A 23,020-nucleotide genomic window follows, 5' to 3' on the forward strand; every position below is an offset into this window, starting at 1 on the left:
TATATTTAATTATTCTAAATAAAAATAAATTCATTTGTTTAAAATGTGATTTTAATAAATAATCAAACGTTATTTTAAGATAAAATTAAGTTTGTCTTAATATTTGCTTAATAAATTTAATTCGTAATTGTAATTTTAAATTTATTTTGATTGAAATAACTTACTAATGACCAGTCAAAAAGGTCAGATTGAGATTTTGAAGATGAGAATAAAAAATCTCCATAATCAAGTAACTGATCATGGAGATTTTTATATAATACTTTGCAGTATTTTTAGTCAAATTAAAAATGATACTTTGTTTTATTCATATTTCAAATACTGTAAGATGTCAGTTTTTGTAGCCGAATAAGCTCTTGAAAGAACAATTATTAAAGTCAAAACCAATAAAATAATAAACCCTAAAACGAACGGAATGATGCTGATATCTATTCTAAAAGCAAAATTTTCGAGCCATTTATTCAATAAAAAATAAACCGGAAACAAAGCAATTACAAAACCAATGATGCAGTACACAACATACTGTTTCGATAATTCTTTCAACAGCACATTTGTTTCTGCGCCAAGCGTTTTTCTGATGGCGATTTCTTTCATACGTCTTTGTATCGAATACGATGCTAAAGCGAATAAACCAAAAAGCGCAATTAGAATTACTACAATGTTTAGCAATGAAAACAAGTTTTTTTGCTTCACATACGATTCATAGGTTCTCGCATATTCTTTGTCAACAAAATCATATCTAAAAGGATATTCGGTATCCACTTTTGCCCATAATTTTTCAATACTTTTAATCGTAGTTTCCAGATTGCCAGATTTTACTTTTATGTAAACCCTGTTGATGTTGTGCGCCATACTAAAGGTTTTAATGTGATAGAAAACAATTGGCGGCACTTTTAATTCCGGGCTCAGTAAATTGAAATCTTTAACAATACCAATGATTTTTAATTTTTGATCGCGTATCAGAAGTTCTTTCCCAATAGGATTTTTAAGCTTCATTAGATTTAAAGCACTTTCATTTATTATAACCGAATTAACCGTATCCGAAGCTAATTTTCTATCAAAATTTCTGCCTTCTTTCATTTTAACATTCAGCATTTCAAGTAAACCATAGTCTAAAGCGATACCTCTTTCTTTAAAAAGTTCATTGTTATAAAGAACGGGTGAAATCGAGTTATCAGATCCATCAAAACAAATAAGTCCGGTTGAAATTTGTTCAACACCTTTAATTTTTCCCAATTCTTGTTTTAAAGTATTGTATTTAGCAGAAATGGTTTGTTCTGCATTTTCGGATGTATATTCTGCCAACGGAATATTTAATGGAATTGTAAGAACCTGATCACCTTTAAAACCGAGATCTTTATTTTGCAAATATTGAATTTGCTGATAAACGATATTAGAACCGATTATAAAAAAGGCCGCAATTGCAAATTGAAAAATAAGCATTCCATTACGAAGCCAGATTCCGTTTTTGCTTCTTCCGAAATTTCCTTTCAAAACTTTAAAAGTTTCGAAATTGGATATATAAATGGCCGGAAATAATCCTGCCGCCAAAATTGTAATGATAAAAATCAATAGCAATTGTATGTAAAACTGACTGGCAAGAAGTACAAGGTTTTTGTTTAAAAAGTTGTTGTAATACGGCAAAGTTAGTTCTACAATTACTAAGGCCATTAAAATAGAAAAACTCGTGGTTAAAACCGTTTCAAAAAGAAACTGACTAACAATATCGCCTTTTGATGCACCCGAAATTTTACGTACTCCAACTTCTTTCGCTCGCTTTACCGCATTAGCAGTTGCGAGATTGATGTAATTAACGATCGACAAAATGAGAATCAAAAAAGACAAACCCATCATGATCATTAAAAACTGATAATTCCCCCGTGATTCCGGATATCCGTCTGCTATAGAATGTAATCTGGCTTTTGATAAAGGTTCAAGGATAACCGTAAAATAACCTACTTTTTTAGCCATTTCTTCGGGTGTAAAACCTGCTTCTTTGGAAAGTCGTGTAATAAAATCGTGGTTGTAAATTCTTTCGAGTTTCTTTCTTGTAAGATCAATTTTTGACGGGTCTTTAATTTTTAATAATAACTTTAAAATAAACGGATTTATATGACCGGAAGTTGTCAGTTCCTTCATTTTATTGATGATGGCATTTGGCGCAATCGAAGAATTTCCGGGAATATGATACACGGCCCGTACAGAAAACAGCTGGCCAAAGCATTTTATTTGTTTTCCAATAGGGTTTTCATTTCCAAAAATCCTTTTAGCCGTACTATCTGAAATAGCAATGCTGGAATCATCTTTTATAGCTGAAATTGCATCGCCCTGAATAATTTCGAAAGGAAAAAAAGAAAAGAAATTTTGTTCGACATTGACAATTTTATCTACAAATTCCTTTTTTCCTTTGTAAATAATTTTATCCTTTTGATACCAGTAGTCAGCGTACATTATGCTTTCGACATTAGGATCTTCATCTAAAGCAGGTTTCAGGAATAATGCACAGTCTGACCAAGCCGGCATATCGGTTACCTGAACCAAAACCTGATAAACATTCTCTTTTTCAGGATTCCAGGCATTATAATTTTGTTCGTCGTTCCAGTAAAGCAGTGCAAAAATCAGCCCGGAAATTCCAATTGACAATCCGAGAATATTCAGAAAAGAGAAAAGCTTGTTGTGCTTTAATTGGTAAATAAATATATTGATATAGTTTAGTATCATAGTTTGGTTATGGCGTTAAAAGTAAAAAGGTGCATATACTTTTTATTCATATTTTAAGTATTTCAAAATATCAATTTTGGTTACCTGATAGGCTTTTGCCAGCACAATTGTTAAGGTCAAAAACATTAAAGCAATAAGTGCAACAAAAAAGGGCAGCACAGGAATATCAATTCTGAAAGCAAAATTTTCAAGCCATTTTCGCAATAAAAGATAGGCAGGAATTATTCCGATGAAAAATCCAATCAAACAGAAAATCACATATTGTTTCGATAATTCTTTCAGTAAAATATTCGTTTCAGCTCCCAATGTTTTTCTGATGGCAATTTCTCTCAATCTTCTTTCCATAGAAAAAGAAGCCAGGGCAAACAATCCGAAGACGGCAATCAGAATTACAATTCCGTTTAAGAGTGAAAATAACTGACTTTGATCCTGATATCTTTTATAAGTTCTGGCGAAGTTTCTATCCACGAAGTTGAATTCGAACGGATATTCTGTATCGACTTTTGTTGTCCAGAATTTTTCCAGGGCAGCAATTGTTTCAGGCATTTCTTGTGGTGCAATTTTCACGGAAATATTAGCTAAATCTTGCTGCATTCGTTCGATAGCAGTTATATGTAAAAAAACCATTGGAGAAATTGGGTTATCAAGCCCAAAATAATGGAAGTCTTTTACAATCCCAATCACTTTGAATTTTTTACCATCCCAAACAACTTCTTTATTTAGAGGATCTTTTTCCAACAATGTTTTAGCCGCAGTTTCATTCAGTAAAACACTGCTGATACTGTCTGAGGCAAATTTGGCTGATAAGTCCCTTCCTTTTATTACCGGAATTCCTAAAACATCGAGCATTCCAAAATCAATAGCCATTTGCTGCGTTATAACTTCTTTATTGGTTTTATAATGCAAACCAGACCACGAATTAATATTCGTTCCAATAGAAAATACTCCTGCAGAAACAGCCTGAACGCCTTTTATTTTTAAAAGTTCCTGTTTGATTGTTTTGTATCTGTCAAATTGTTTCTGACCTCTTTTAGGTTTAAAAGAAATATCCATCACTTGTGCTCCTTTAAAACCTAAATCTTTCTGTGTCATAAAGTTTACCTGTTGGTACACTATGAAGGAGCCAATGATGAAAAAGGTGGCAATGGCAAATTGTAAAACCAGCATTCCGTTTCTAAGCCAGATTCCGTTTTTACTTCGGGAGAAATTTCCTTTTAAAACCTTCAAAGGCTCAAAATTTGAAATATAAATGGCAGGCAAAACTCCGGAAACTAAAATGACAATTATAAAAATGAATATCAGTTGCAAATAAAACTGAGAGCCTTCCAGAATTATATTTTTGCTTAAAAGTGAATTGTAAAAAGGCAAAGAAAGTTCAACAATTACTAATGCCAATAAGAGAGAAAACAATGTAATTAAGGTGGTTTCAAATACGAATTGGGCAATAATTTGCGGTTTTGTTGCACCCACAATTTTTCTTACTCCAACTTCTTTGGCACGTTTTATAGCATTTGCGGTAGCGAGATTAATATAATTTACAATCGACAACAATAGTATTAGGATGGATAATCCCATTAAGATCCTTAAAAATTGAAGATTTGCAGTTCCTTCCGGAAAAGGATAATTTCCCTGAAAAAGTCGTGAGCCAGCAAACGGAAGTAATTTCGCTTTGGTGACTTGTCCATATTTTTTTAAATACATTTCATAGCTAATACCTTCGTCTTTTGCCTGTTTTTTGTAGTTATACTCAACATAGATTTCATTTAGATTTTTGAGGACAGCAGTTGTGTCGCTTTGCTTTTTTAATTTTAGCATTAAGCCGTAGCTAAAACCCCAGTTTTCTTTGTTTCTTTCCAGATCCTCCTCAACTATAGTGGTCACAGCAGCGGGCATTACAGAAGATTTTTCCGATAAGCGATAGACACCGCGAATAACGAAAAATTTCTCAGCGTATTTAACTTGTTTGCCCATTGGATTTTCATTTTTAAACAAACGGGAAGCTGTTTCTTCAGATAAAGCGATACTGTTACGATCATGGATGGCACTTTTTCCACTTCCCTGAATAAACTCAAAAGGGAAAAAAGAAAAGAAATTACCTTGTGCTGAGAAAATTTTATCGATCAATTCTATTTTGCCGTTACATTGTATCGTTTCTTTAGTGTAAAAAGTATTGAAATAGCAATATTCCTGCAAAGCTGAAGAAGTTGATTTTAAGATTGGAGCTGGTATAGGCGAATTTACAGCCCAAACATTACCACCACCAAGATCATTTATAACAGCGTAAATTTTATCCTTTTCGGGATTCCATTCATCATACGAATGTTCCTCGTTCCAATATAAAGTAGCGAAAATTAATCCTGCAATTCCGATACTCAGGCCCAGAACATTCAAGCTTGTAAAAAGTTTGTTGTTTTTGACGTGATATATAAATATGTTGATCCAGTTTTTTAGCATGACTTTAGTTGTTTTGAGTTGCTGCAAAAACATCGACATTTCTTTTGTTCACTTTTTCAGAAAGTATAATTCCGTCTTTCATCAAAATAGTTTTTTGAGAGAAAGAAGCATCGTAATCGGAGTGTGTAACCATCAAAATTGTGGAACCGCTGGCATGAAGATCAGTCAATAATTCCATTACTTCATTACCATTTTTACTGTCCAGATTTCCTGTAGGTTCATCGGCCAAAATAATTTTTGGGTCATTGATTAAAGCTCTTGCCACCGCCACACGTTGTTGCTGACCTCCGGAAAGTTGCTGCGGATAATGTTTCAAGCGGTGCGAAATATTTAATATAGTGGCAATATCCTGCACTTTTTTCTTTCTTTCAGAAGCAGGAACATTGTTGTAAATAAGCGGCAATTCGATATTGTCAAAAACAGTTAATTCATCAATCAAATTAAAATTCTGAAAGATGAAACCGATATTTTCTTTTCTGGCTTTTGATTTTGCTTTTTCTTTAGTGCCAATCATTTCCTGACCTAAAAGTTGATAACTTCCACCAGAAGCGCTGTCCAATAAACCGATAATATTTAGTAAAGTTGATTTTCCGCTTCCGGATGGCCCCATGATGGATATAAAATCCCCTTCGTTTACGGTTAATGAAATTTCGCTTAATGCATTTGTTTCTACTTCTTCGGTTCTAAAGATTTTTGAAAGTTTTGTAATGTTGATCATAATTGTTGTTTTAAGATTGATGATTTAATTATTTATTGCCGAATAATAGAAACAGGTTCGAAATTAAGATAATTAACAATATAGTTGTTCAATATCTATTTTTGTTACTTTTACCAGCAATAATGATTCTCATATTTGATGATTTGTTAGTCTAAATGTGATTTTCGTGCCAAAAATTTAAAAACCGTAACTGCCTTATTTTTACATTTTTATTTTTTATAAAAAATTGAAAGTGTCCATAATTGGACAGCTTTCGTCCAAAACCGAACAACAATGAAAAAAACAAATGCTTCAATTTTAATCATCGATGATCAGGAAGACATCCTTTTTGCGTCGAAAGTGTTCCTGAAAAAGTATTTTGAAGACATTTATACACTCAATAATCCGAAAAATATTGTCGAATTATTGTCGAAAAAAACTATCGATGTCGTTTTATTAGATATGAATTACCGAATTGGTTTTGAAGATGGAAGGGAAGGTTTGTATTTGTTGAAAGAAATAAAAACGCTTTCGCCAAAAACAGTTGTGATTTTAATGACGGCTTTTGGAAAGGTTGAAACCGCTGTTGAAGGATTAAAAAATGGTGCTTTTGATTATATACTAAAACCCTGGGAAAACAAAAAACTGTTGGAATCGGTAAAACAGGCCGTCGATAAAGCCAGAAAAGATCAAAAGAAAACGAAGAGCATCGAAATTGAAAATGACTTTTTTGTTGGAACTTCTGAAATTATAAAAAAGGCTTATTCTCTCGCCGATAAAGTAGCGAAAACAGACGCCAATGTTTTGATTCTGGGTGAGAACGGAACCGGAAAATTTGTGTTGGCACATCATATTTACAGTCAATCGGAACGAAAAAACAATCCTTTTATAGCAGTCGATTTAGGTTCTTTAAATTCAAATATTTTCGAAAGTGAATTATTCGGCTATGCCAAAGGCGCTTTTACAGATGCCAAACTGGACACTCCAGGACGCTTTGAAATGGCGCAAAACGGAACTATATTTTTAGATGAAATTGGAAATGTTCCGTTGCATTTACAATCTAAACTCTTGCAGGTAATTCAAACCAAAACGGTAACAAGATTGGGAGAAACTAAACCAAGACCTTTAAATGTTAGAATTATTACGGCAACCAATTTAAATTTAAAACTAGAAGTCGCCGATAGAAATTTCAGGGAAGATTTGTATTACCGAATCAATACAATGGAAATTGTTTTGCCTCCATTGCGTGAGCGAAATGACGATAAAATTCCGCTAGCCGAATATCTTCTTGAAAAAATGATTGCCAAATACGGAAGAGACGAAATCACTTTCGACAAAAAAGTATTGGAACAAATTGAAAAACACGCCTGGAACGGGAACATTCGTGAAATGGAAAATAAAATTGAACGTGCCGTTATTCTTTGTGAAAACAATAAAATCACAGTTTCTGATTTGGATTTAGAAACCATAACGGCTTATGAAGAAAATACAGATGATATTCAGCTTTCTTCTGTAGAAAAAGCTACGGTTGAGAAAGCGCTATTAAAAAACAATAATAATATCAGCAAAACGGCCGAAGAGTTAGGATTGTCACGTGGTGCTTTATACCGTCGTTTAGAGAAATATAATATCAATCTGAATTAATATGTTTAGAAAATTTAGAACGTACCAGCTTCTGTTTTTGCGATTGATTGCGATTGTCGCCGGAATCGAAATTTCGATTTACTTTTTTAAAAAAGAACTGCTTTTTACGGGGGTATTTGGTTTGTTTATTGTCTTTTTGCTGGTCCGCGAAATGTATTTTTATGTTCGAAATTTTGTTTTGTTGTATGACAAAACAATTGCTTCGATCCTGCAAAATGATTTTACTTCAGATTTTTCGAAACATAAATTCAATAAAAGTTATGATGATTTGTTTCAATTGTACGATACGCTGAAAAATAAACAAAACGAACAGGTTTCAAAAGACATTATTTACCGTTCGATTTTAAATAATATTGAAACCGGAATTATCATTTTGCAAAAACAAGATGCAGAATGGAATGTTTTTTTGATGAATGAATATTTCTCCAGCCAGTTTAATGTTCCGAAAGTTTCAAAATGGAAATACCTGAAAAATCAGTTGCCCTCATTATGTGAAATTATTGAAGAAGATGATTTTCAGGAAATAAAAACTTCAGTAGAAATCAGCATTAACGAGCAAAACAAGCAAACCTTTGTTTTACAGGCTTCCAGAACAGAAATATTTGAGAAAGATTATTTTATTGTCTTGTTGGATTCGATTCAGAATGTAGTGGAGAAAAAAGAGAAAGATGCCTGGGTGAATCTGATGAAAGTGATTTCGCATGAACTTTTGAATTCAATAACACCAATTCGATCCATTTGCCAGAATTTGCAGGATTTGGTGGAGCAGGATTCGTTGTCCGCAGAAGATTTAGAAGATGTAAAAAACAGTGTCGAAACGATGTTGAGACGAAGTGATCATCTTCAAAAATTTGTGGAAGGGTATCGAAAACTCGCCATGTTGCCTTCTCCGAAAAAGGAAAAGATAGAAATAGATTATTTGATTGAAAATGGTATTCAGGTAATGAATCCGTTATTTAAAGAAAACGGAATTGAAGTTGTAAATGAAATAGGGTTCAAACGTTGGGTAAATGTCGATGCTCAACAGATTGAGCAGGTTCTGATCAACTTATTAACCAATTGCATTCATGCTTTAAAAGAAGTCAAACAAAAAGAAATTTTAATTTCGGCGGAGGCCAAAGACAATCGAACTTTCATTAGAATAACAGATAATGGAAATGGAATCGAAAAAGAAATTGAAGACAAAATATTTCTGCCGTTTTTCACGACGAGAAATGAAGGCGCCGGAATTGGACTGACTTTATCCAAAAATATTATTGAAGCACACGGAGGCTATATTTCATATAAAAGCGAAGTTGGAAAAACTGTTTTTGAGATTTGTCTGGTGGAGAATTGATTTTTAATAATTTAAAGAAAAATAAATTTATATTAGCATTAAAAACCAACCAAAAACCAAACCTACTAAATAAATGGACTTAAAACTTGATTTTAAAATTGCTTTAAAATATTCTTTGTTTGTTTTGTTGTACTGTATCCTAGAAAAACTACATCTTCATTTTACACTAGAGAAAGATTTTTACCCTTCTTCAGGCACTTTCTATTTTCTGTATATTTTATTCCCTTATTTTTTTGTGGCTATTATACTGCTGTCATTTTTAGAATACATCAAATACAAGAAAAATTATATTGATTTAATTATCATGTCTTTTTCTATTTTGTTCTTGTCTAACCTCTTTAATTATATAGTTAATTTCAGCTTTTATAAACTGCTTTATGAAGATATAACAGTACCTCATGAAGTAGGAATTCTGGGTTTGCTGGATAGGCCATCTATTTTAGAAAGACCTCAATTTAATTTTTTATATACTGAATTTGTTTTTCCGTTTCAATATCTTAAAGATGCGATTATTTCTCGTGATATATTTTTACTTATTGGAGTTATGAAAACTAGAATATTTATTATACTGATACTGCTATATCACTTCAATTTGTTTTTTCTTTTCAAAAAATATGAGGAGAATAAATGGTATAGTTTAGTTCCTGTACTCAATAAATTGACTTTAATTAGGATTGCAGGAAAGCCTGTTTTCTGGATTGTACTAGTATATGTTCCTTTCCTTAGTTACTTTTTAATGTATTCAATCAATAAAGAAATTGCCGAAGAAAATGGATTTGATGCTAAACTCGCACTCGGAATGACTTTAGTACCAGCTGTGTTTTATGGGAAAGTGAGTTTTGCTGAAGATGTAAAGTCCGAAACAAAAATAGAAAATGTTTTATCCTGATCACGATTAAATTTAGTTTATGATATTAGCATTCGATACTTATTATTACGACGGCAAAGCAAAAACAGTTTGTCTGGAATTTCAGGAATGGAATCAAAGTACAGATTTCAAAATTCACACAGAAATAATCGATAATGTAGCAGAATATATTCCGGGAGAATCTTACAAAAGAGAATTGCCTTGTATTTTGAGTTTACTAAATCAAATCGATTTAAAAAAGGTTGAGGCAATTGTTGTAGATGGATTTGTTTATTTAGATGATGAAAAGAAATACGGTTTAGGAGGTCATTTATATGAAAAACTGAATCATGAAATTCCAATAATTGGTGTTGCCAAAACTAATTTTGCTTCTATCGAAAAACAGAAACGCAGCTTATTGAGAGGTGATAGTCAAAAGCCGTTATACGTTACAGCAATCGGAATTGAATTGGATGATGCTTTCAAGAAAGTAGAAAGTATGGCCGGTGAATTTAGAATGCCCACTTTGCTAAAAGAAATGGATCGGCTGACTAAGGAGATATAAGATTTAATTCGCCTTAAGGTAATATAAATACTATATAACTTAAATTTGTAAAAGTATAATTAAAATCAAAAACTATGGAAGACTCACAAAAAGAATCAGACAAAACACCAAAAGTGACAGGAATTGGCGGGATATTCTTCTTTTCAGATAATCCGAAGGATACAAAAGATTGGTATGCAAAAAATTTAGGACTTGATGTAAACGATTGGGGTTCGACTTTTGAATCCAGAAACATCAATAATCCGGATGAAATCGAAGCGCTTCAGTGGAGTACTTTTAAAAAAGGAGATAATTATTTTGCCCCATCCAAAAAAGAGTTTATGATTAATTACCGAGTTCAGAACCTTGAAGGACTTTTGGAAAACCTTAAAGAAAACGGAGTTACCATTCTGGATGAAGTTGCCACTTTTGATTACGGAAAATTTGTTCATATTATGGATGCTGATGGCAATAAAATAGAACTTTGGGAACCGATATAATAAAGAACGATTAATATAATAATTTGAAAAACGTATTATTTCTAATGGAATTTTACCTTAATGAGAATCGTTTCAACTTAATCTTTAACTATGAAAAATAATAATTTGCTACGAATGGATAATATTGGCATCGTGGTAGAATCCCTTGACGATGCAATTTCTTTTTTCGTTGAACTTGGCCTAAATTTAGAAGGAAGGGCAACCATTGAAGGGGAATGGGCTGGGCGTATAACAGGGCTTGGTGATCAACATGTCGAAATTGCCATGATGGTCACTCCAGATGGTCACAGTCGCCTCGAGCTATCACGATTTATAAATCCAAATGTGATAGCGGATCACCGTAATGCTCCCGTTAATGCTTTCGGCTACCTGCGTGCTATGTTTACTGTTGCCGACCTTGACGATACACTTACCAGGCTTTACAAGTGTGGCGCCCAACTTGTTGGAGAAGTAGTCCGATACCAGGATTCGTATAAACTTTGCTACATTCATGGACCCGAAGGGATTTTAATTGGACTCGCGGAACAACTTAATTAAAATTACCAAATCTTAATTTTAAAGTTTACTTTTTAAATCAATTGAAAGTAAAATAAACAACATTGATGAACACAACACTTTGGAATGGAGTTTTAAAATTTGAATTGGATAATCCAAATGATCGATATGGATTTCTTACAAGATTAGCGTTTGAAAATAAATGGACTATTTATTTTGCAAAAAAAGCAATTCTTGAATATAAAAAATTCATGTATCTCGCCGCTGTTGCTAATGAAATGGTTTCTCCCTCAGAAATTGTTGATATTGTCTGGCACCAACATTTAATTTTCACTTCTTCTTATACTGATTTTTGTACCCTTTTATCTAAAAAAATAGAGCATATTCCGTCGACTCATAATCGATCTGAAGCGGAAAAATTTCATAAAGCGAAAGAAAGAACAAAAGAATTGTATGAGCAGAACTTCGGTAAACAACCGAAAGAATTTTGGGAGTATAGCAATGAACTTGATTCTTTAAATTTAGATAAAAGCAAGATTGAAATTGATAAACTAAAAAGAGTATTTATTGGACTATTTGCAGTTCTTATTTTTCCAGTTTATTATATAATCAAACCCATTCTCATACAAATTGGAAACCCTGATTTTTTAATTATTTACATTTTATTGTTTGCAGCGGTAATCGTTTTGTTAATGCGTTTTACAAAAATAGCTTTCGCATCTTTTTATGAGCGTATACGATCAAATTTCATTTTAGTAAATCTAAGCCCTTTTGAATTGGTTTTTCTTCAGCATAATAAATTAGAGTTTGTCATTCATGGTGTCGTAAATAATTTAATCAGCAATAAGAAAATTGTAGTTTTAGGTAATAACAGATTAAATTTGATTGACGAAAGTTTGACTGATGATAAATATGAAAATTGTGTTATTGAAATCATGAAAGAATACGAACCGATGCCGTATCCTCAATTATTTAGAATAGTAGCGCGAAATCCAATATATGAACAGATAGCAAAATCGGTTGGCAGAATTAGGAATACCATTGTAGACTCAAAGCAATTTATGCAAATTATAAAAATTGTATTGCTAATTTTCGGACTCTTGCTAAGTATTGGTTTTAGCAGAATTATTTCCGGAATTTCAAGAGACAAACCTATAACTTTTTTATTATTTACTGTTTTTGCCCTTTTAATAACAACTAAAATTTATTTTAATAAAATAATAAATTACCTGTTTAGCAGTACAATACCATTAGTTTTTACAAATGAAAAATTGAAGTCGGAAGCTGAAAAAGACTGGCACTGGAATTATTTTCTGTATGGCGAAGTAGTATTAGTTAGTTCTTTTCTTCCCTTGACCGGCTATTTAAATAGAAATACTGATTCTGGTGGTGGATCCAGTTGTGGAAGTTCCTGTGGGAGCTCTTGCAGCAGTTCATGCGGAAGCTCCTGTGGAGGCTGCGGCGGAGATTAGATTGTTATATTTCTTATAAAGTATAACCAATTTCCCAAATGTGCCCAAAAGGATCTTTTAATTTTCCAATTCTCCAGTCTTCCTCGGTTTTTATAGGGCAAATTTCTGTAGCACCAAATCCTAGGGCCTTTTGAAATATTTCGTCCGCATTTTTAGTTTCCAAAATTATTCTGATAGCGCTATTTGATTTTAGATCAGGACTTAGATTACCATTTTTAGGCTCTTCATCGCTTAGATAAAATTCGGCGTTTTCGATTTCAATGACTGAAGAAATTTTTTGATCTCGCATTTCAAATCTTTTTACTTCAGTGGCCCCAAAAGCTGATTTATAAAATTCAACGGCTTTTATACCATCGTTTACAGTCAGAAAAGGTTTTAAGGTTGTTTTAATAGCAGTCATAAACATTTATTTAATATTGATTTCTCGTTCATTCCTTTGATTATCATAAATATACAAGAAAAATTAAAGCGTTATTTGGTACCCGTATAAATCTATTTAATTGGATCATTTTCTTAAGGATTTAAAGAAATTTTCAATGTGATAATCCTCGAAATTATAACCAATTCAATTTTAAAAAGGTTTAATAAAAGTAAAAATAGTATTATATTCGCTTGAATAACAACTGTTTATTGTTATTTGAGTTAGCAGAAATTTAAAACCAAATTCCAAAATAAATAAACCAATTATGAAGAAAAATATTTACGAAGAATTGACAAATGAAGAATTGATAAAAAAGAAAACCTTGTTTAAAAGTGTTTCGATTGCATTCGGCGTTATTTATGTCTTAGCTATTGCCACAATTATTCCTGTTTTTATATTACCGGTTACTTTTTTTCCTCTGTTGATAAATTTAAGTCTCTTGAATAAAGAAATTAAGTCAAGGAATTTGTAAATACAAAAGAACATATGGAATGTCATAAAAAAAAGAATCCGTGTCGGTTTGAGACGGATTCTTTTTTTATCTGATTATTTTTAAATAGGCGCTATAAGCATTGTCCTTAATAGAGGTTCGCAGATAGACTTCATTTTCGTCCTTTGTTTTTAAGTCAAATTGAATTAAAGCAGCATCTGAATAATAAAATAGGGACTCATCAACCGGGAATTCAAAATTTGAAATAGGCTGAGTTGTTAATTTTGTTTCTGCTGCTATTTCACCATTCGTTATGTCTAATTGAAAAAGTTTTGCTTTACGGGTATATCCCCAAATATTGTCACTTTCCTCAATGATGTATTCGATAGTGTCATCTTTAAAGTCAGTTTTCCAAAGCTGAGTTCCTGTTTTTGAATCAACAGCGTATACAGAAGAAACTTCCGGACCTTGTGCTGCCAAATATATTTTTTTGTCTTTGCAAAATATGCGTTCCTTTACATTATGTTGATTTTCATCTAATTTAAATTGCCATAAAATATCTGGTTTATTAGGACTTAAGGCATAAAGCACATTTTTTTCATTTGCTATAAATACATTTTCACCATCTGTTACAGGTTTTCCGTGCATCGTTTCTCCAAAGTCTTTTTGGTAAAGAAGTTTTCCTGTATTGGCTTCAAAACTATAAAGATTGTTCCCGCTTTGGGTAAAAACTTTGTTGTCAAAAACGAGAACCGGAATATCATTATTTGGAGAATCAAGCTTATACTTCCATAGTAAACCGCCATCTTTTATATTAAGAGCATAAATATTTCCATTTTGACTAGTAATAAACAGTTTTCCATCATTTATGACAGGAAGCTGATCTTTTAGTACAATCTGATCCGTACTATTCCCTATTCTTGATTTCCAAAAAATAGCACCGGTTTGGTTATCGATGGCAAAAATTTCACCATTAATAAACGAAACGTATAGAACTCCATCAATTAGTGTTACTTTATTGGCGCACATTTCAGTATGTGAGTCTGTAGCTTTTACAGTCCATGCAATTGTTTCAGATTCTAAATCAAATGTAAAAAGGGTACCGTCATAATCATAAATCAGGATCAAAGCTTCGTCTAATGGAACTTTTTTAACCGGACTTATGGCTTTATTAGTTAATACATCACTAATAGCTGGAATTGTATTAGCCACATTACTAGTTTCGACAGGCGTTGGTGGGGTTGGCGTTTGCCCAAAGATATTTATAACCGTAAATAGAAATAAAAGAGGTAGTAGGTTTTTCATTTTTAAAATTTGGGGTTTATAAAAATTGATTAAGTAATGTGTATGTTGATAGTTACTACTTTGAAGTTAATAAGCTAACCAGTATTCAGGTCAAATATAATGAAAAATTATTATAGAGTTTTAGAGGTTATAGGTTCTTAAGAACCTGTTTACGAACCATTTTATATACGATTTTAAGAAGCTTTTACTGAAATAATTCCTGGCTAGTTTGTCAGCTTTATCCATCTACAATTTTGCCGGATTGAATAATTTTAGACTAATATATAAATATGTAACTTTGAGAAACTTAACATTATAATGAGAATTAAAATTTATATTTTATTGATAGTAATTTTTTCCGGCAATTTGGTTTTATCTCAAAATAAAAAAAAGGAAATTATTAACTGCCTCAAAAAAGAAATGGAGGAGAAAAAAATTCCTGGCTGCCAGCTGGTCGTACTTAAAGACAATAAGATTCTATTATCCGAAGCAGTTGGAATTGCTAACGTACCATTTTCAATACCTGTCAAAACGAATACCATCTTTTCAATAAATTCTATCTCAAAAGTTTTTACTTCAGTTGCTATAATGCAATTACAAGAGCAAAATAAACTGAATATTAATGACCGTATTTCCCAGTATATAGACTCTATCCCGGAAAATTGGAAAAGAATAACAATAAAACAATTGATGAGTCATACATCCGGACTTCCAGATATTGAGGACGAGAAAGGTCTTATTGGAAATAAAGGAGAAGATTCAGCCTGGTTAATGGTCAAAAAATTGCCCTTACAATCTGAAGTTGGAGAAAAGTTTAATTATAATGCCACCAACTATTATATTTTACAACGTATTATTGAAAAATGCTGTGCCACAACATTTGAAAAATTTGTTCGCAAAAATCAGTTTGATATAGTGGGTATGAAGGAGATATACTATGGCAATTCCTATGATGTTATTCAAAATAAATGTCCTACGTATAGCTATTATCATCAGGACAAAATAACGAATGAAAATATAAAGGGAACTAAATTAAAGGAAACTTATGAAGAATTTCCATCAAAAATGATAACCGATGCCGGTGCATTTACCACAGCTGAAGAAATGGCAAAATGGATAATTGGTCTGCAATCGGGTAAACTTCTTAAAAAAAATGAGAATATCGATATTATTTGGGAGCCTGTAAAACTGAACAATGGATCTTATGATGGTTTTGGCGGACTTTTGAATGCGTATGCTTTAGGTTGGCCAGTAATTACCCGACAGAAACACTCCGCAGTTGCGCCTATAGGCGGTGGACGGGCAGCCTTTATTATTTACCCAAAAGATAATCTTACAATCATTCTTTTTACAAATCTTACAGGCAGCTATCCGGAAGAAATCATTGAAAAAATAGCAAAGCTTTATATTCCAGATATTAGTAATTAGAGTTCTTGGTTTGTTAGCTGTTTTCTATAGAAAATTTAGAACATAAAAAACCCCTTAATTTCTTAAGGAGTTTCTCTGTGGAGTGTCAGGGACTACAAGCAAACACCATATCTTCATTTTGACGTTTTTCGAAATCTGAATTTACTTTGATAGATTCATATGTTTATTTTTTTGCTACGATTTTTATAGTAAATTCAATGGAATCAGATATGGTTTGATCAGCTAAAAGATCATAGAATTTTCCTGAATTATAACGGACATTCCATTTTGTTCGATCAATGACCAGCTTGCCATTCACTTTGACAATTCCGTCCTTAACTTCCATTTTGGCTGGAAAAGTAACTGGGTGTGTGATACCTTTAATGGTTAGATTGCCAACAACTTCCTTGTTCTCACCATTTATTGACGCAGCCTTGGTAAGTACGATTGTAGAAAAGGGAAATTTTTTAACATCAAAAAAATCAGGATCTTTCAAGTGATTAACAAGTCCATTATCTCTCTCATGGTTTTCATCTTCAATTGTATTCATATTGACTTCAGCTGTACCACCCATAAGCTGACCGTTTTCAATTATCAGTTCTCCTTTTGATACATAGACATACCCAGTGTGGCTGTTTGACCCAATTAGATTAGAACCTTTCCATACCACAACACTTGCCTTGGTATCTATTAAATATTTTTCATTCCCAATAGCTAAGGATAAGGAGCTTGCCAGTGCAGTATTTTTATTTTCTTCTTTTACAGGTCCACGGCAACCGAAGAAGAAAGGAGCCATAATTAAAATTAAATAATTGATTTTTATTTTGTTGTTCATACTCAGAAATTATATTGATTAATAAATGATTTTTAAATCAGTAATAGACCTTATTGCTGACTGGTTGCATTTTTAAAGTTTGTGATGGTCTTTCCGTCATAACGATACACTCCATCTAAAGCACCAAACCAAATATTTCCTTTGTCATCTCCTAAGATCCCGAAGATCATTGGTTTGTTGGCTATTGTGGTTACCGTTGGCTTTTTATCAGACAAGGTCTTTCCTTCGTATCGGGAAAGTGCCCAGCCTAGGTTATTACCATCCTTTCCTGAGCTGGTCCAAATATTACCTTTTTTATCTTCGTAGATATACCCAACAAAATCTTGGGTAAAATTGGTAAACGTACTGCCGTCATACCGCCAAAGGCCATCATAACCGCCAAGCCAGATATTGCCTTTTTTATCTTTGATTATAGAACGAACATTCGCAAAAGGTTTTCCGTTATTGGTTATAGAAGTAAATTTCTTTCCGTCATAAACATAGGTATAACCCCTTGTACCAAACCAAAGTTTTCCTGTTTTGTCTTCAACAATAGCATTAATATCATTATGCATCCAGGCAACCTGGTCCGGAAGCGGATGTTGATAAACTGAAACATGAACAGAATCAGACTGAGCAACAGGCGGCATTTCTTTCATTTTAAAATTCCGAAAGGATTTGCCGTCATAACGGCTTGCTCCGTTTCCTGTGCCGAACCAAATAGTACCGGCTTTATCTTCATAAATATTAGTGACCCCATCATTGGCAAGTCCATCCTTGTTGGTGAAATTTTGAAAGGATTTCCCATCGTAATAATAAACACCTGAGCCAATACTAGCGAACCAAAAATTCCCTTTTCTATCTTCTAAAACAGAAAAGAACCGGGCAGAACTTACTTTACTGGTAACATTGGTAAAAGATTTTCCATCATATTTAAAGACCCCTTCCCATGAAGTAATCCAGATATTACCTTTTCTATCTTGTTTGATGGTACGAACGATGCCGTTGGGTAAATGAGAATTGGATGCGTCTTTGGTTTCAACGGTAACTTGAGCATCATTTTTTTGTTGGGCCTCTACTGCAAAATTGGCCACTCCTGACAGTATGATAATCAGGCTGTACAAAACATTTCTTTTATTTTTCATATTTGTAAAATTTATATAAGCGAAATTACTTTGATATTTTTAGGCCTTAGTAATCAGGATTGTAAATAAAAATGTAAACTTTGTAAATAAAAACTTGACACTATGATTGATAGTCGAAATCTCCTGTTCGGAAAACACAAATACCTGTTTGGGTTGATACTACTCTTATGTATGGCTGTAATCTGCGTGGCTTTCAATACGGAGGACAGTGACGACTTTGCTATCGCCAGGAGGGAAGTTTTACTCCGCAGGATCGGACATGAACTGCTTTTACAATCTGGCGACAGTACTTCAAGAGTGCTACCGGTAAAAAAGATTGCCGAAAATGAGTACCAAATCACGTTTGAGAATGAGCTTACTTTTCAAACCGACTCCCTGATAAATACTACTCAGCGTTTGTTGGCCAAAGATCCGCTCGTCAATGATTATGTTGTTAATGTTCTGAACTGTGACAACTCTAGTATAGCTTATGGATACGCAATATCCAAAAATAAGAAAGATGATATTGTGGCCTGTAAAGGAAGAAAGCAGCCCAAAGCCTGTTATAGGATCAACATTAAATTCAAACCAACGGCTATAATTACAGCAAAGAACGGATATCTTCTGGGAAGCCTGCCATTTTTAGCATTTGTCGGTTTTGTTTTTTTGAGATCTGTTAAGTCGCGAAGAGCTTTACCTGACAGTCAGCATGCTAATATGTTCACTTTGGGCTCGGTGTTGTTTGATGCGAAGAATCGTAAACTGATCACAAATGAAAAGACATTAGACCTGACTGGAACAGAAACCCGTGTATTGCTCATTTTTGCATTGTCTCCCAACGAAACAATAGAGAGAAGCCGACTGCAAAAAGAGATATGGGAAGATGAAGGTGTTATTGTGGGGCGTAGTCTGGATATGTTCATATCAAAACTTAGAAAAAAACTAGAATGTGATCCAAATATCAAAATTGTTGTTATACGCAGCAAGGGATATAGGCTTGAAATTAGCTCTTGAATTTTAATCCTGCTTTTCCAGGATTTAATTTATAATTCCCTTTTATGAGCTAGCTCTTTGGTTTCGTACTTTTCTGTGTAAACGATTTTCCAGTCATTCACATTTCCAGTAAAATCTTTGCTTTTTTGATTGTGCCGAATAACCTGTTAGCGCGGATTTGCAATCCGTGCCCGCAACAGTAAAACTTAAGAAAAATATAAAACAAAAAAAAACTCCTTAATTTCTTAAGGAGTTTTTTGGTGGGCTGTCAGGGATCACAGTCGAACACTTGGTTCCTATTTTGACGTTTTTTGAAGCTATAAAATGAAAAAAAAATTCTGCATGTAAAAAATATGTGTTCAAGACTAAATCTATTGCGTGTTTTTAAGATGTCGTCAACAAAGAAACAAAAGAATTAAAAGAAACAAAGCCAGAGTATTCCAGTGGCTTTGTTTGTCTTTCCTTGGGCTGTCGGTTTGCAATCTAATACTTGCGGTAGAACTATTTTATATTTTGTAAAGTTTGTTGTAAGCGTTGCCAAAACTCGATTATTAGGTCAGGCAAAATTTCATTAAGTTTATTTTCATTGTCAAAGAATCTTCTTCTATTTTGATAAGTTTTAAGTTTTCCTTCTAATGTATCAGGGAGCAAAATATATTTTTCGATTAAAATACCATTTTTAAATGATTGATAGACTTTCGGTAAATTATCTAAAGAAGCATTGTGAACAATTTCATTTCTTAAAGTCATGATTAAATTTGTTACTTTGGAATTTTCAAGAAGAGTACCTTCTTTTTTAATTTTTAGATGTTTACTATTGCCGTATAAAATTTTAGCTGATTTAATTTTTGGATATTTACTAAAATCCTTTTCAAGATTTTCAAATTCGTAAATAATTTTAGTTATAAAGTCCAATTGACTATATAAATTTACAAATAAGTAATTCATCACTGAGACAATATTTATAATCGTAAAACCTCCAGCAAACTGCAGTCCACTTGGATTTATAGGTTTTGTATTTAGTAAAAAACTATTTTCGTTTAATAGTTCATAAAATTGCCCAACTAAATTTTGAGTTTCAAGTATTGAGTTTTGAAGTGTTGAAATTAAATTTCTACAGTCAAAATAATATAATAACTTGTTGAAAATTTCATTAGTTTCTTCCGCTTGAACCATTTTTTCAAATTCTTCTTTCGAGATTTTGATGTCTGAATCAATTCCGCCGTAAGTAATTCCTGTATGTGTAGTCATCAATAATGAAAAGTATGCTTGTCTACTTCCAAATATTTTTTCTGCTAATAGATGCTGTAATGCCACACAAATAAAATCAAGTTCAATTGAAATATCTCCCTCTTTATAAATGTATCTATCAAAACTTTTCTGAAACCAAAATTTATTTAATTTCGGTGATTCACTTAGAATTCCATCTGTGTTATAATACATTTAGTTGTTATTGTTTTTAGAAATTTCACGCCACTTGTTGCTAATTTATAATATTCTTTTGTTTTAACATTAGGAATTTAATGAGACTTCTTTTTATCTTAGCTTTATTCCTTCTGTTTCCAGTTGCTTTGCTCCTGGTAATACTCCGTAACTTCCAATTTTTCCTGTGGCAAGTTTATTATGGATTTCATATTTTAATTTTCTCGAAGTTGCTTGAATTTCCTTCCAATCCCAAGAATTAACAAGTCCATTTGTGATATGAAAGCCTTCTTGTTTTAATGCTCCCTTTTCACTAACATGTCCTATGTGCGAATGTCTAAGTTCATCGCTTTTTATTCCACCTAAATACAATTGTATAAGCCCCCATCCATCTGTTGAATAACGAAACGTATGTCCATTGCAATGTTTTGGGTTTAGGTCAACTTTTCTGAAAATGAGCTTCCCTTTATGCCTTGGTGACCATAGTTGAAACATCGTTCCAAATTCATCTATTTCAAGATCAAATTTTGATGAAATTTGTTTAATGTTTTTGTACTGGCAAATCTCCTCTCCATAGGGAGAGCCTAGGTCATAAATTTGCAGATCAGTTTTGCTAAAAATAAAATCAAGAATATTTAATTTGTCTTCCTCGTTGGCGAAAAAATCGTAAATTCATTCTCTTATATTATTTGTTCATTACACTAACTGTAAAATTGTAAATAAGGTGGTCAAATTGTCGTTATAAATACATTGGGAGATTAAGGACATTCGCCTGCAATGATACAGAAAAACAGAATACTACGATTAGTTTTTTTGGATAAATTGAAAAACATTTTGAGTTAGTTAGAAATTAAGAAATATAAAAACAACGTCATTTGAATTCTATGGCGTTGTTTGTCTTTGTTTAGAGTGTCAAGGCATGGAATCGAACACTTAATACCCCTTCTGACGTTTTTTGATACCTTAAAATAAATCCTGTTGCTCATTCAAATCATAATGTACTAGAACAATTTCCCTGATTAGTTTTGTTGTCCTAACAGACTTTTTCGATTATGTTAAAGTGGTTAGAGTCCTATTCTCGCTAATAAGTAAATACTTTATTAATGTTGTGTTGTTCTTAAAAAAGATTTATAATAACTTATAAATAGCTTCGTAGTGGCCTTGATTTGTAGTAGCGGGAAGCATTCAAATATCTAACCAGTTTTTTGAGGATTATTATAGTATTTTAGTATGCGCATCTAAAATTTTAAATGGAATAATAGTTTAAGATTATTATTCTATTTATACCTGCTCAAATCTAGATTAAGTACACCATGCTGTTTATTATTTTATAAAGGGAACATAATTATTGCGATTAAAGGTAATTGCATAAGACAGATTTAAGAAAAGACAGAATATTAATCCATACTTAAATTAAGACTTCGGAAAGAATTGACCACCTAATTTTGGTATACCGTTATCGTTGGTTTTTTATAAATATTTTATAGTAAATCTTAGACACTAAATTACTGCTTTTAGTATATTTGTATTTGTTATTTAATACCCTGCAGAACTATTATAAGACTGCATATCAATTGTTTGATAAAGATAATTCTGCTTTTTTGAGAATTAGATAGGTCTTGCTATTTTTGGTATTAGCTTCCAAAAATGCTGTATTTGAGTGCATATCTTATAGATTGTTCTGATCTAAGTTGTTATGTTTTGTAAATATATAAAAGATTTTTCAAAAAATAAATTAATAAAAAAAATCAACCAGTCTTGATAACTGGTTGATTCTCCTCCGAAAATTTCAGACTATTTTTTAGTAACTCCTTTAAAAGGAGTTCCATCTTGCTTTACATCCATAAATCTTCCTGTGGTATTGTTTATTTTTACCCACTGTTCAGTTTTTGGATTGTAAACCTGACTTCTATTGGTCACAGCGCCATTACGATGCCCGTCACCTACTTTTCCATTTTTTGCCATTGCATTGAAATTGGAATTATGAACTATTTAATACTGAGGTGTCATAAATTAAACCCAAGGAATTAATTAATGCAATAAAATTCTATTACATTTGCAGAATAAATTTTTGCTCGAACAAAATTTTTAACTGATCCGAAGCCTGATTCCATTATGCTTCGGATTTTTTATTTTCCTAAACGCTTAAACATCTTTTCTAGGTCATTCATGCTTTTATTAACACTAGAAACGCTTTTTCTAACTGAACCTGCATTATCGGTTAATTGGATCGTAATTCCACATCCACAATTAATATTTTTTCTGCTGGTTACGTCTTGTAAAGTAACACTATGGCGTCTTCCACAATTGCAGGAAACGTTTATTTTTTGTTTTCCTAAATCAAACATTTGTATTGAATTTAAACTCTATAATATGTCCTAAATATGCACTTAGAGAACCTTCCGGACAATTGGTTTC

Annotated in this window: 21 protein-coding genes; 10 read left to right on the top strand and 11 right to left on the bottom strand. The window is 32.4% G+C overall.

All coding sequences use genetic code 11. From position 1 onward, the window contains the following. Positions 1-300: 300 nt before the first annotated feature. The 3 genes from AC6CH4_RS07435 to AC6CH4_RS07445 are packed head-to-tail and all read right to left on the bottom strand — an operon-like array spanning position 301 to position 5,890. Positions 301-2,718 carry an ABC transporter permease gene (locus AC6CH4_RS07435; RefSeq protein ID WP_498101656.1) on the bottom strand — a complete coding sequence of 806 codons (2,418 nt, stop codon included), beginning with the start codon at positions 2,716-2,718 and terminating at the stop codon, positions 301-303. A 42-nt stretch (positions 2,719-2,760) separates the two neighbouring features. Next, positions 2,761-5,172: an ABC transporter permease gene (locus AC6CH4_RS07440; protein ID WP_498101658.1), complete on the bottom strand. Its 2,412-nt coding sequence runs from the start codon at positions 5,170-5,172 to the stop codon at positions 2,761-2,763. Positions 5,173-5,176: 4 nt separating this feature from the next. After that, positions 5,177-5,890 (bottom strand): ABC transporter ATP-binding protein, encoded by a 714-nt coding sequence (locus AC6CH4_RS07445; RefSeq protein ID WP_498101660.1) that lies wholly within the window; start codon positions 5,888-5,890, stop codon positions 5,177-5,179. A 273-nt stretch (positions 5,891-6,163) separates the two neighbouring features. Between AC6CH4_RS07445 and AC6CH4_RS07450 the strand changes: the two genes are divergently transcribed. From AC6CH4_RS07450 to AC6CH4_RS07480, 7 genes are all read left to right on the top strand, one after another. Further along, entirely contained in the window at positions 6,164-7,513 is a 1,350-nt protein-coding gene (locus AC6CH4_RS07450; protein ID WP_498101662.1) for a sigma-54-dependent transcriptional regulator, read from the top strand. A 1-nt stretch (position 7,514) separates the two neighbouring features. Continuing rightward, positions 7,515-8,849 carry a sensor histidine kinase gene (locus AC6CH4_RS07455; RefSeq protein ID WP_498101664.1) on the top strand — a complete coding sequence of 445 codons (1,335 nt, stop codon included), beginning with the start codon at positions 7,515-7,517 and terminating at the stop codon, positions 8,847-8,849. A 73-nt stretch (positions 8,850-8,922) separates the two neighbouring features. Then, positions 8,923-9,738, top strand: coding sequence for a DUF5684 domain-containing protein (locus AC6CH4_RS07460; protein ID WP_498101666.1), 816 nt, complete (start codon positions 8,923-8,925; stop codon positions 9,736-9,738). Between the two features lie 19 nt (positions 9,739-9,757). Then, positions 9,758-10,261, top strand: a complete 504-nt coding sequence (locus AC6CH4_RS07465) for an endonuclease V (RefSeq protein ID WP_498101668.1) — start codon at positions 9,758-9,760, stop codon at positions 10,259-10,261. A gap of 74 nt (positions 10,262-10,335) precedes the next feature. Then, positions 10,336-10,740, top strand: coding sequence for a VOC family protein (locus AC6CH4_RS07470; protein WP_498101670.1), 405 nt, complete (start codon positions 10,336-10,338; stop codon positions 10,738-10,740). 90 nt (positions 10,741-10,830) lie between these two features. Next, positions 10,831-11,277 (top strand): VOC family protein, encoded by a 447-nt coding sequence (locus tag AC6CH4_RS07475; RefSeq protein WP_498101672.1) that lies wholly within the window; start codon positions 10,831-10,833, stop codon positions 11,275-11,277. Positions 11,278-11,342: 65 nt separating this feature from the next. Then, positions 11,343-12,707 (top strand): glycine-rich domain-containing protein, encoded by a 1,365-nt coding sequence (locus AC6CH4_RS07480; protein ID WP_498101674.1) that lies wholly within the window; start codon positions 11,343-11,345, stop codon positions 12,705-12,707. Positions 12,708-12,720: 13 nt separating this feature from the next. Here the strand turns inward: AC6CH4_RS07480 and AC6CH4_RS07485 are convergent, their stop codons facing one another. After that, positions 12,721-13,107: a VOC family protein gene (locus AC6CH4_RS07485; RefSeq protein WP_498101676.1), complete on the bottom strand. Its 387-nt coding sequence runs from the start codon at positions 13,105-13,107 to the stop codon at positions 12,721-12,723. Between the two features lie 286 nt (positions 13,108-13,393). Here AC6CH4_RS07485 and AC6CH4_RS07490 point away from each other — a divergent pair, with 286 nt between their 5' ends. Continuing rightward, complete coding sequence (locus AC6CH4_RS07490) at positions 13,394-13,600, top strand: hypothetical protein (protein WP_498101678.1); 207 nt, start codon at positions 13,394-13,396, stop codon at positions 13,598-13,600. Positions 13,601-13,666: 66 nt separating this feature from the next. Here the strand turns inward: AC6CH4_RS07490 and AC6CH4_RS07495 are convergent, their stop codons facing one another. Continuing rightward, complete coding sequence (locus tag AC6CH4_RS07495) at positions 13,667-14,863, bottom strand: outer membrane protein assembly factor BamB family protein (RefSeq protein WP_498101680.1); 1,197 nt, start codon at positions 14,861-14,863, stop codon at positions 13,667-13,669. Between the two features lie 297 nt (positions 14,864-15,160). Here AC6CH4_RS07495 and AC6CH4_RS07500 point away from each other — a divergent pair, with 297 nt between their 5' ends. Then, positions 15,161-16,270, top strand: coding sequence for a serine hydrolase domain-containing protein (locus AC6CH4_RS07500; protein WP_498101682.1), 1,110 nt, complete (start codon positions 15,161-15,163; stop codon positions 16,268-16,270). A 163-nt stretch (positions 16,271-16,433) separates the two neighbouring features. On the opposite strand, the gene AC6CH4_RS07505 is transcribed toward AC6CH4_RS07500, so the two are convergent. Further along, on the bottom strand, positions 16,434-17,084 hold the full coding sequence (locus tag AC6CH4_RS07505) for a YceI family protein (protein ID WP_498101684.1): 651 nt from the start codon (positions 17,082-17,084) through the stop codon (positions 16,434-16,436). Positions 17,085-17,134: 50 nt separating this feature from the next. After that, positions 17,135-18,208, bottom strand: coding sequence for a ligand-binding sensor domain-containing protein (locus AC6CH4_RS07510; RefSeq protein WP_498101686.1), 1,074 nt, complete (start codon positions 18,206-18,208; stop codon positions 17,135-17,137). A 102-nt stretch (positions 18,209-18,310) separates the two neighbouring features. Here AC6CH4_RS07510 and AC6CH4_RS07515 point away from each other — a divergent pair, with 102 nt between their 5' ends. Next, positions 18,311-19,201 carry a winged helix-turn-helix domain-containing protein gene (locus AC6CH4_RS07515; RefSeq protein ID WP_498101688.1) on the top strand — a complete coding sequence of 297 codons (891 nt, stop codon included), beginning with the start codon at positions 18,311-18,313 and terminating at the stop codon, positions 19,199-19,201. Positions 19,202-19,681: 480 nt separating this feature from the next. Here the strand turns inward: AC6CH4_RS07515 and AC6CH4_RS07520 are convergent, their stop codons facing one another. From AC6CH4_RS07520 to AC6CH4_RS07535, 4 genes are all read right to left on the bottom strand, one after another. Continuing rightward, positions 19,682-20,623: a hypothetical protein gene (locus tag AC6CH4_RS07520; RefSeq protein ID WP_498101690.1), complete on the bottom strand. Its 942-nt coding sequence runs from the start codon at positions 20,621-20,623 to the stop codon at positions 19,682-19,684. A 93-nt stretch (positions 20,624-20,716) separates the two neighbouring features. Beyond that, positions 20,717-21,097: a hypothetical protein gene (locus AC6CH4_RS07525; protein ID WP_498101692.1), complete on the bottom strand. Its 381-nt coding sequence runs from the start codon at positions 21,095-21,097 to the stop codon at positions 20,717-20,719. A gap of 1,299 nt (positions 21,098-22,396) precedes the next feature. Then, positions 22,397-22,567, bottom strand: a complete 171-nt coding sequence (locus AC6CH4_RS07530) for a hypothetical protein (RefSeq protein WP_498101694.1) — start codon at positions 22,565-22,567, stop codon at positions 22,397-22,399. 164 nt (positions 22,568-22,731) lie between these two features. Further along, positions 22,732-22,950: a hypothetical protein gene (locus AC6CH4_RS07535; RefSeq protein ID WP_498101696.1), complete on the bottom strand. Its 219-nt coding sequence runs from the start codon at positions 22,948-22,950 to the stop codon at positions 22,732-22,734. Between the last annotated feature and the right edge of the window lie 70 nt (positions 22,951-23,020).

Source organism: Flavobacterium sp. GQ95 (assembly GCF_059758655.1).